Origin of the sequence: Actinomadura sediminis (assembly GCF_042675525.1) — a bacterium.
GTDB classification, from domain to species: Bacteria; Actinomycetota; Actinomycetes; order Streptosporangiales; family Streptosporangiaceae; genus Spirillospora; species Spirillospora sediminis.
Window position 1 is genome coordinate 1 of the sequence record NZ_JBHTJA010000171.1, and the last position, 9,241, is coordinate 9,241.

The 9,241-nt window shown below is 78.5% G+C and carries 11 protein-coding genes; 3 read left to right on the forward strand and 8 right to left on the reverse strand.

Annotated elements, in window-relative coordinates:
• From ACFQ11_RS36015 to ACFQ11_RS36035, 5 genes are all read right to left on the reverse strand, one after another.
• Positions 1–632: TIGR04282 family arsenosugar biosynthesis glycosyltransferase (locus tag ACFQ11_RS36015; RefSeq protein WP_378307130.1), on the reverse strand; the 632-nt coding region annotated here is incomplete at its 3' end.
• Positions 629–1,300 carry a glycosyltransferase family 2 protein gene (locus ACFQ11_RS36020; RefSeq protein ID WP_378307132.1) on the reverse strand — a complete coding sequence of 224 codons (672 nt, stop codon included), beginning with the start codon at positions 1,298–1,300 and terminating at the stop codon, positions 629–631. The genes ACFQ11_RS36020 and ACFQ11_RS36015, both read right to left, overlap by 4 nt.
• Complete coding sequence (locus tag ACFQ11_RS36025; RefSeq protein ID WP_378307134.1) at positions 1,297–2,352, reverse strand: NAD-dependent epimerase/dehydratase family protein; 1,056 nt, start codon at positions 2,350–2,352, stop codon at positions 1,297–1,299. The genes ACFQ11_RS36020 and ACFQ11_RS36025 overlap by 4 nt, the downstream gene beginning before the upstream one ends.
• Positions 2,353–2,526: 174 nt before the next feature.
• Positions 2,527–3,615, reverse strand: a complete 1,089-nt coding sequence (locus tag ACFQ11_RS36030) for an aminotransferase class V-fold PLP-dependent enzyme (RefSeq protein WP_378307136.1) — start codon at positions 3,613–3,615, stop codon at positions 2,527–2,529.
• 61 nt (positions 3,616–3,676) lie between these two features.
• Positions 3,677–4,678: a helix-turn-helix transcriptional regulator gene (locus ACFQ11_RS36035; protein ID WP_378307138.1), complete on the reverse strand. Its 1,002-nt coding sequence runs from the start codon at positions 4,676–4,678 to the stop codon at positions 3,677–3,679.
• A gap of 119 nt (positions 4,679–4,797) precedes the next feature.
• Between ACFQ11_RS36035 and ACFQ11_RS36040 the strand changes: the two genes are divergently transcribed.
• From ACFQ11_RS36040 to ACFQ11_RS36050, 3 genes are all read left to right on the forward strand, one after another.
• Positions 4,798–5,322, forward strand: coding sequence for a pyridoxamine 5'-phosphate oxidase family protein (locus ACFQ11_RS36040; RefSeq protein ID WP_378307140.1), 525 nt, complete (start codon positions 4,798–4,800; stop codon positions 5,320–5,322).
• Positions 5,323–5,588: 266 nt separating this feature from the next.
• Positions 5,589–6,491: a hypothetical protein gene (locus ACFQ11_RS36045; RefSeq protein WP_378307142.1), complete on the forward strand. Its 903-nt coding sequence runs from the start codon at positions 5,589–5,591 to the stop codon at positions 6,489–6,491.
• Positions 6,492–6,688: 197 nt separating this feature from the next.
• A complete protein-coding gene (locus tag ACFQ11_RS36050) occupies positions 6,689–7,480 on the forward strand; it encodes an SDR family NAD(P)-dependent oxidoreductase (RefSeq protein WP_378307144.1) in 792 nt (263 codons plus the stop codon).
• Positions 7,481–7,492: 12 nt separating this feature from the next.
• Here the strand turns inward: ACFQ11_RS36050 and ACFQ11_RS36055 are convergent, their stop codons facing one another.
• From ACFQ11_RS36055 to ACFQ11_RS36065, 3 genes are all read right to left on the reverse strand, one after another.
• Positions 7,493–7,990, reverse strand: a complete 498-nt coding sequence (locus ACFQ11_RS36055) for a TIGR00725 family protein (protein WP_378307146.1) — start codon at positions 7,988–7,990, stop codon at positions 7,493–7,495.
• Entirely contained in the window at positions 7,987–8,298 is a 312-nt protein-coding gene (locus tag ACFQ11_RS36060; RefSeq protein WP_378307148.1) for a 4a-hydroxytetrahydrobiopterin dehydratase, read from the reverse strand. The genes ACFQ11_RS36055 and ACFQ11_RS36060 overlap by 4 nt, the downstream gene beginning before the upstream one ends.
• A gap of 541 nt (positions 8,299–8,839) precedes the next feature.
• Positions 8,840–9,241: hypothetical protein (locus tag ACFQ11_RS36065; RefSeq protein ID WP_378307150.1), on the reverse strand; the 402-nt coding region annotated here is incomplete at its 5' end.

Genomic DNA, 9,241 nt, shown 5'->3' on the forward strand with positions numbered 1-9,241 from the left:
CCGACGCGCCGCACCGCCGCCGCGAACCGCGGCGCGCCGCCCCCGGCGGCGCCGCCGGCCGCGTCGCGCGGGGTGTCGACGTCGGTCAGTTCCGGCAGCGTCGCGACGCGCAGCCCGGCGCCGCGCAGGCGGGCGAGCTGGGCGGCGCCGGTGTCGGGCCGCGACATGGGGACGCCGCGCAGCAGCCGCGCGTCGGGGCGGCGCAGCCCCAGCAGCCAGAACCCGCCGTCGGCGGCGGGCCCGAACACCGCGTCGCGGCCGTCCAGCGCCCCCGCCGCTGCGGCGAGCAGGGCGGGGGTGACCTGCGGGGTGTCCATCCCGATGAGGACGAGCGGACGCCCCGCGCCGTCGCCGGCGAACGCGTCGGCGAACGCGTTGGCGAGCCGCTCGTCCAGGCCGCCGCCGCGCTGCGGGATCACCTCCACGCCGGGGGGCAGCCAGGCGCCGGGCGCGCCGTCCAGCACGAGGGTGCGGCGCCCTGCGGGGGCGGCGGCGACCGCGTCGAGGGTGTCGGCCAGCGCCGCCGCGGCCAGCTCGGCGGCCTCGGCGGGCGTGTAGGCGGGGGTCAGGCGGGTCTTGACCCGGCCGGGCACGGGCTCCTTGGCGATCACCAGGAGATCGGCGGCGGTCATGCGCCCGTCTCCGCCAGGACGCGCCGCATGTCGCGGACGGCGCGGACCGTCCCGCCGAGCGTCCCGGTCACCTTCGACTCGCCGGTGCGGGGCCGGTAGGCGACGTCGATCTCGGTGATCCGCCACCCGGCCGCGGCGGCGCGCAGCACCGTCTCCAGCGGGTACCCGAACCGGCGGTCGCGCACGTCCAGGCCGGTCAGGGCGGCGCGGCGGGCGGCGCGCAGCGGGCCGAGGTCGCGCAGCCGGGTCCCGGCGCGCCGGTTCAACGACCGGGCCAGGACGGCGTTGCCGAGCCGCGCGTGCGGCGGCCACGCCCCGCGCCCGGTCGGGCGGCGCCGTCCCAGCACCAGCCCGGGCGGGCGGCCCGGCGCCTCCAGGTCGTTGAGGGCGGCGACGAGCCGGTGCAGCTCGGCGGGGTCCAGGGACGCGTCGGCGTCCATGACGCACACGGTGTCGGCGGTGGCGGCCAGCAGGCCGGCGTGGCAGGCGGCGCCGAACCCGCGGGCCGGGGCGGCCACGACCCGGGCGCCGTGGTCGGCGGCGACGCGCGCCGACCCGTCGGTGGAGGCGTTGTCGACGACCAGCGGCCGGAACCCGGCGGGCATCCGCGCCAGCACCCACGGCAGCGCCTCCGCCTCGTTCAGGCAGGGCAGGACGACGTCGATCACGATCCGGCCCTCCCGGCGGGGACCTTCGCCGGCGCCGGGGGGCGCCCGGCGAACTCGGCCATGCCCTCGGCGAACCGCACCGCCGGGGAGAACCCCAGCTCGCGGCGGGCCCGGTCGGGACGCGCGACGATGTGCCGCACGTCCCCCAGCCGGTACCCGCCGGTGACCTCGGGCGCCGGGCCGCCCAGCGCGTCCGCCAGCGCCGCGGCCATGTCCCCGACGGTGCGCGGCTCGCCGCTGGCGATGTTGTAGGCGCGCAGCCCGCCGGGTTCGGGCGGGCCCGCCGCGAGCCGCTCCAGCGCCAGGACGTTGGCGCGGGCGACGTCGCGGACGTGCACGAAGTCGCGGCGCTGCGCGCCGTCCTCGAACACCAGCGGCGGGCGACCGTCCAGCAGCCTGGACCGGAAGAGCGCCGCGACGCCCGCGTAGGGGGTGTCGCGGGGCATCCGCGGCCCGTACACGTTGTGGTAGCGCAGCGCCGCCGCCGACCCGCCGGTGGCGCGCGCCCACGACGCGGCCAGGTGCTCCTGCGCGAGCTTGGTGTCGGCGTACACGTTGCGGGGGTCGGGCGGGACGTCCTCGCCGACGGCGCCGGGGACGAGCGGGCGCCCGCAGCCGGGGCAGCCGGGTTCGAACCGCCCGGCGTCCAGGTCCCGCGCGGGGCGCGGCCCGGGCCGCACGGGGCCGTGCAGGCCGCAACTGTAGGCGCCCTCCCCGTACACCACCATCGACGACGCCAGGACGAGCGTCGCGACCCCGGCGCGGGCCATCTCGGCGAGCAGGACGGCGGTGCCCTGCACGTTCACCGACGTGTAGTCGGGCAGGTCGGCGACGTCGACGCCGAGGCCGACCTTGGCGGCCTGGTGGCAGACGGCGTCGGTGCCCCGCAGCAGCCGTGCGACGGCGGCGGCGTCCCGCACGTCGGCGGGGGCGCCGGCCGGGCCGGTGCCGGGGCGCGTGTCGAGGCCGCGGACGCGGTGGCCCGCGTCCTCCAGCGCCTCGGCGATGTGCGAGCCGATGAAACCGGCCGACCCGGTGAGCAGTACGTTCATGCGGACGAACGTAGGCCGCGGGACCGGCCCCGGCGGGCGGGAAACCGCCTGTAGGGCCACCTCGTCAGCGACTCGTAAGATCTCCCGCCGCCGTCCGGCGCCGTCCCCGGGACGCCGCCGTCACCTCCGCCGGACTGTGAACCGGCCGGGCCCGCCGTGCGGGGCGGACACCGGTCAGGGGGCGTGCACCGCGCCGCCCGCGCCGCCCGATGCGGCGTCCAGGACGGGCGCGAGGAGCGCGGCGGCGCGGTCGACGTCGTCCTCGGTGGTGGTCAGGTGGAACGAGCAGCGCAGCCGCCCCGCCCGCACCGACGCGATCACCCCGGCGGCGCGCAGCCGCTCGGCGGTGCCGTCCGGGACGGGCACCGACACGATCGCCGAGTCGCCCGGCGGCAGGCCCAGCGCGGCCTGGAACCGGCGGGCGAGCGCGACGTCGTGCGTGTGGATCGCGGGGGTCCCGACGCGTTCGAGCAGTTCCAGCGCCGGGGCGTGCCCCACCCAGCTCGCCCACGCCGGGGACAGGTCGAAGCGGCGGGCGTCGGCGGCCAGCCGCAGCGGCGTCCCGTAGATCGAATCCCAGATGTCGGCGCCGCCGTACCAGCTCGCCCCGACCGGCGGGAGGGCGGCCAGCGCCTCCTCGGTGCCGGCGAGGAACGCGGTGCCGCGCGGGCCCAGCAGCCACTTGTACCCCCCGCACACCAGCCAGTCGACGCGGTCGGCGGGCACCGGCAGCCACCCGATCGCCTGCGTGGCGTCCAGCAGGACGCGGGCGCCGTGCGCGCGGGCCGCGCCGATCAGGCCGTCCATGGGGACGATGCGGCCGTCGGCGGACTGCACCGCCGACACCGCGACGACGTCGGTGCGGTCGTCGATCCGGTCGACGATCGTTTCGAGGGGGACGGCCCGCACGTCCAGGCCGGGGCGGGCGAGGAACGGGAACAGCAGCGAGGTGAAGTCGCCCTCGGCGACCAGCACGCGGGCGCCGTCGGGCAGGGACGCGGCGACCAGCCCGACGAAGTACGACACCTGCGCGCCGCAGGCGACCCGGGACGCGGGGACCCCCGCGATCCGGGCGAACGCCTCGCGGGAGCGGGCGACCGACGCGTCGGGGCCGGTGGCGGTCATCAGCCCGGCGGCCCGGTCGCGTTCGGCGGCCAGGACGGCCTCGTGGGCGGCGCGCGGCGGCAGCCCGTAGGTGGCGGTGTTGAGGTAGGCGACGTCGGCGGTGAACTCCCGCTGCGCCTCGCGGACTGAGATGCTCATGCCGCCATCGTCGCTCATGGGCCCGCGACGCCCCGGCGGCGCCTCCGCCCGCGGCTCGCGCTCAGGGCGCCGCGGGCGGTGTTCCGGCGGCGCGCGACAGGCGGGCGGCGAGGGCGGCGAGGCGCTCGGCGAGCTCGGGCGGCTCGCGCACCTCGAAGTCCAGGTCCAGGAACGCGATGCGCAGCGCCGTCCATTCCAGGGAGTCCGGGGCGGTGCGGACCGTGCAGGTGCGGTCGTCGACGGGTTCGATCTCCTCGCCGGTGACGCGGAACCGGTCGGCCAGCTCGGCGGCGGAGGCGTGCACCGTCAGCACGGCCCGCCGGACCGGCCTTCGCCGGGCCAGCGAGCGGGTGACGAAGTCGGCGGCGTCGGCGGCGGGCAGCGGCCGCGGCGGCGTCCGGACGCCGGTGGGGCGCGGGGCGGCCATGCGGTCGACGCGGAAGGTGCGCCAGTCCGCGCGTCCGGTGTCGTAGGCGACCAGGTACCAGCGGCGGCCCGCGGACACCAGCCCGTGCGGCTCCACCAGCCGCCCGGTCTCGCCGGAGGCGCCGGGCGCGCCGGGCGCGCCGGGCGCGCGGTAGGTGAAGCGGACGCGCTCGTGGTCGCGGCAGGCGGCGGCGAGCACGGCCAGCGCGGCGGGATCGACGGTGGGCCCGGCGGGCGGGCCCGTCAGCGGGGTGGTGGCGGTGTGCAGGGCGGTCACGCGGCGCCGCAGCCGGTCCGGCAGGACCTGCTCCAGCTTGGCCAGGGCCCGCACCGACGCCTCGCCGATCCCCTCGACGGCTCCCCCGGCCGCGCCGCGCAGCCCGACGGCGATCGCGACGGCCTCCTCGTCGTCCAGCAGCAGCGGCGGCATGGCGGCGCCGGCCTCCAGCCGGTAGCCGCCGGCCGCGCCGAGGTCGGCGTGCACCGGGTATCCGAGGTCGCGGAGCCGCTCCACGTCGCGGCGGACCGTGCGGGCGCTGACGCCGAGCCGTTCGCGCAGTTCGGGGCCGGTCCAGGTGCGGCGGGTCTGCAGGAGCGACAGCAGCCGCAGGAGGCGTCCGGAGGTCGTGTCGGTCACGCCCGCCAGTATGCCGCCGAATGAGGCCGCTTCCTGTCCTCTTTCAGTGGGCGGAGCGATGAGTTGGCGGCGGCGGCCGTGTCCATACCCGTGACGCCCCTGCGGCGAAGGAGGAGACGATGACCGAACGCGAACCCGTCGAGACGGCCGACCTCGACATCTACGGCGGCGGCCCCCTGGAGTGGCGCACCGCCCGCGACGCGCTCGTGGCGGCGCTGCCGAAGATGGAGACGCCGGTGTTCCTGGGCACCGTCCGTCCCGACGGCCGCCCGCACGCGGCGGGCGTGGGGGCGTTGTGGCACGACGGTGAGGTGTACTTCACCAGCGGCCCGGGCACCCGCAAGTCCCGCAACCTGGCGGCGAACCCGGCGTGCACACTCTCGGTGCGGGTGCCGGGAGCGGACCTGGTCCTGGAGGGCGTGGCGGAGCGGGTGACCGACGCGGCGGTGCTCGAGCCGGTCGCGGCCGGATACCGGGACGGCGGCTGGCCCGCGCGGGTGGACGGCGACGCGCTGACCGCCCCGTTCAGCGCGCAGAGCGCGGGCCCGCCGCCGTGGCACGTGTACCGGCTGCGGCTGCGCACGGCGTTCGGCGTGGCGACGGCCGAGCCGTTCGGCGCGTCCCGCTGGCGCTTCGCCGACTGACGGCCGCCGGTTCCGCCGCCCCCCGGCGACCGTCCGGCGAGGGCCCCGCGCATCCGCTCGGCGCGCCCGGGAGGCGGCACCGGCCGGGAGCGCGCCGCCGCCGGCTTCGCCGCGTCCCCACTGCGGGACGCCCGGACGTCCGGCTCCGTACCCAGAGGAGGCCATGGCGCGCGAACGGCCGTGGTCCGCGCGGCCGTCGACTTTGGTCTATGCGCGGTCGCCCTTGGAGGGATGGCGCGGCCCCCGGCGGTGCGGAGACTGGAGGCATGACTGGGGGAATCTCGCTGAAGGGCGCGCCGGTGGGCCGCTGGGCGCTGGAGCACGACGGCCGCCTGCTGGAGGCCGAGACGCGCCGCGACGGCCGGCGAAGGACCGTGCGCCTGTACGTGGACGGTGTGCCCGCCGGTGAGGCGTCGGGGTTCAATCCCGTGACGGTGCCGTTCGGGGACGCGGCGGTTCGTGCGGTGTTCGACGCGGTGGGGCTGGTCGACGGGCAGGCCGCGCGATGCGAACTCGTCCCTCGCGGCGGGGACCGGGAGGGCGCCGAGGACGGCGACGAACCCGCGGCTGAGACGGCCCGCAAGGGGGTCCCGTTCACGCCGCCGGAGGGGACGAGGGCGGCCCGCCGGGAGGCGCTGGCACGGGCGCACCCGGTGCTGTACGCGTCGCGGCACGTGGTGGTGGCGGCGGGCAAGGTGCTGTTTCCGCTGCTGGGGCTGGGCGTGCTGGTCCGGATGCTGGTGGGGCTGGTCCCGTGGCCGCACGTGGACCTGCCCGAGGTCTCGTTGCCGGACGTGGACCCGCCGGACCTGCCGCTGCCGGACGTCCCGTGGCCCGACATCGACCTGCCGGACGTCTCGGCGCCGTGGTGGGTCCAGGCGCTTCTGGCGTCGGCGAAGTTCTGGGGGCCGCTGCTGATCGCGGTGGGCGTCGCGGCCAGGGAGGTGTCCCGCCGCAAGCGGCGGCACGCCGAGGACGACGCCCGCCGGGACGGCACGGGCACCCGCCCACCGGGCGAGGGGCCGCCGGACGAACGGCGGACCGACCGGAGCGGCCGAGGCGACCGGGGCCGTCTGGGCGGGGACCGGCGCGGGAACGAACGGCGCCCCGCCGACCGGGAAAGCGGCGCGGACCGGGAACGTGTCGGGAATCGGGCCGGCGGCGGGTAGGGCGGGACCGCGGACGCCCCCGGTCCTGCCTGCCGCGCCCGCCCGAACGAACGGGCGAGCACGGGCACGGGCGGGCCCGCAGGGCACGGCGTCCGGACGGTCCGGCCGGGGTCCGCACCCCGCGGCATCGCGTCGCCGCGGGGGCGGATCGGTCGGTGCGGCGGCGGCGAGGGCGGGCGTGGCCCTAGGCTGAGGGGATGAGCGAGCAGCCCTCCCCCGCCCCCTATCTGACCACGCTGTTCTCGCTGGTGGGGCGGGTCGCGGTGGTGACCGGCGGCAGTTCGGGGATCGGGCGGGCGATCGCGGGCGCGCTGGGCCGGGCGGGCGCGGCGGTGGTGGTCGTGGCGCGCCGCGAGGGCGAGCTGGACGGCACCGTCCGGGAGTTGCGCGGGCAGGGGTGCCGGGCGGCGCGGGTCAGCGCCGATCTGGGGTCGCGGGCGGAGGTGGCGCGGGCGGCCGAGGAGGCGGCGGCGGTGTTCGGCGAGCCCGACATCGTGGTGAGCGCGGCCGGGATCAATCTGCGGCCGCCGATGGACGAGCTGGGCCGGGAGGTGTGGGACGCGACGATGGCGGTGAACCTGGAGGCGCCGTTCCTGCTCGGGCAGCGGTTCGGTCCCGTGATGGCGGAGCGGGGATTCGGGCGGCTCATCCACATCGCGTCGCAGCAGGCGTTCCGCGCGTTCGTGAGCAGCGGCGCGTACGGGGTGTCGAAGGCGGGGCTGGTGGCGCTGGCGCGGTCGCAGGCCGAGGCGTGGTCGGGCCGGGGCGTCACGGCGAACACGCTGGTGCCGGGGTTCGTGATGACGCCGCTGAACGCGCGTCTGTCGTCGGACCCGGAGCGCGTGCGGGCGCTGGCGGCCCGCACGATGACGGGCCGGAACGGGCTGGCCGAGGACTTCGCGGGCGCCGCGGTGTTCCTGGCGAGCCCGTCGGCGGCGCAGGTGACGGGGCAGTCGCTGTTCGTGGACGGCGGGTTCTCCGCGCACTGACGCGCGGCGGGGTCAGTCCGGCGGCCACAGGCCGGTGCGGGCGATCGCGTCGGCGGGGTCGCGGGCGTGCCGGACGCCGCCGACCGGGTCGCCGTGCTCGTCGTGGACGCGCCAGCCGCCGAGCTGGACGACGGGGACGCGGCCGCGCCGCATGGCGAGGGCGATCTCCGACAGCGTCCCCCAGGATCCGCCGACGGCGATGACGGCGTCGGCGGAGTCGACGATCAGGGCGTTGCGGCCCTGGCCGAGGCCGGTGGGCAGCGCCGCGGTCAGGTGGGGGTCGGCGCCGGCGCGGTCGTCGCCGGGCAGGACGCCGATGACGGTGCCGCCCGCGGTGCGGGCCCCGGCGGCGACGGCGGCCATGACGCCGCCGTGGCCGCCGCACACGACGACGGCGCCCCGGGCGGCGAGGAGCCGCCCGAGTTCGCGTGCGTCGTCGTGTTCGCGGGGGCCGCAGTCGGCGGGCCCGCACACCGCGACCTGGACGGGCGGGGCCGGGACGCCGGTCACTCGTGCGGGCCGTCGCCGGCGGCGCGGGCGGCGAGGCCGTCGATGCGGGCGGCCAGGTCGAAGTCCTTGACGGTGAGGCCCCCGGCGCTGTGGGTGGTGAGGGTGAAGGTGAGGGTGCGCCAGCGGATGTCGATGTCGGGGTGGTGGTCGGCGGCCTCGGCGGCGCGCGCGACGCGGGTGACCAGGTCGATGCCGTCCAGGAAGGTCGCGGCGCGCACCTGGCGGCGGATGGCGTCGCCGTCGCGGGTCCAGTCGGGCAGTGCGCTGAGCCGTTCGGCGACGGCTGCGTCGTCGAGGGTGTCGGCCATCGTGGTCCTCCTGCTTCGTCGTCGGGTCCGGTTGCCGTCGTTCCCGGTTGCGGGCGGAGTACGTCCGGCGTGTTCGACGGTAGACGGCGGAAGGGGGGCAGGGCGGCGGGTCGGCGGTTCCGGGGAGGCGGACGCGGGCGACCGTCCCGCCGCTGTCGGCGACGGACCGGGCGACGATCGACAGGCCCAGCCCGGAGCCGGGAGGCTCCGCGCGGACTGGGCGCGGGTGATCGTCCAGGACGCGGCGGCGCAGGCGGCGACGGGAGGGCGACGGCGATCGCGGTGAGCAGCGCCAGGCGGGCGCGCAGCGTCAGCCGTCCCGTCCGGCGGATATGGCGGGTCGTGGGGCGCCGCGCGCCGGTCGTGCCCGGCCGGGGCCGCCGTGGGGCCGTCTCGCCCTGGCGCGTGTCCGCGGGCGGGGCGGGGGCCGGATCCGGCGGGCCGGCCCTCATGTGCACACGGTGACCGGCGCCGGTCAGGGGCCCGGCCCCGGACCGGCGGTTCTCATGGAGTTCTCAGACGGCGGCGCTACCCGGCGGGGCTACCGGCCGGTCGCGGCGGCCCACGGGTCGCCGCCGGGCTCGTCCCCCCGCTCGGCGGCGGGCGCGGCATCGGGGTGCGGGCCGTCGGGTTCGACGATGCTCTCGACCACGACCGGCCGGGGCCGGGACGGCCCGGAACCCGGCGCGTCGCCGGGCGCGGGGCGGGTGGCGGTGGTCCAGGTGGTCTTCATGGTGTCGACGACGACGTCGCGGGCGACGTCCCAGACCATGCCGCGCAGCCGCTCCTTCATGGCGAGCTTGACGGACTCGCGCAGCAGCTCCACCATGATCGCTTCGATGGCGGCGGCCGCGGTGCGGGCCGCGGCGCGGACGGCCAGTTCGCGGGCGGTGCGGGCGACGGCGCTGCCGGCGGGCGCGGCGAGCAGGTCGCCGGCCGAGCG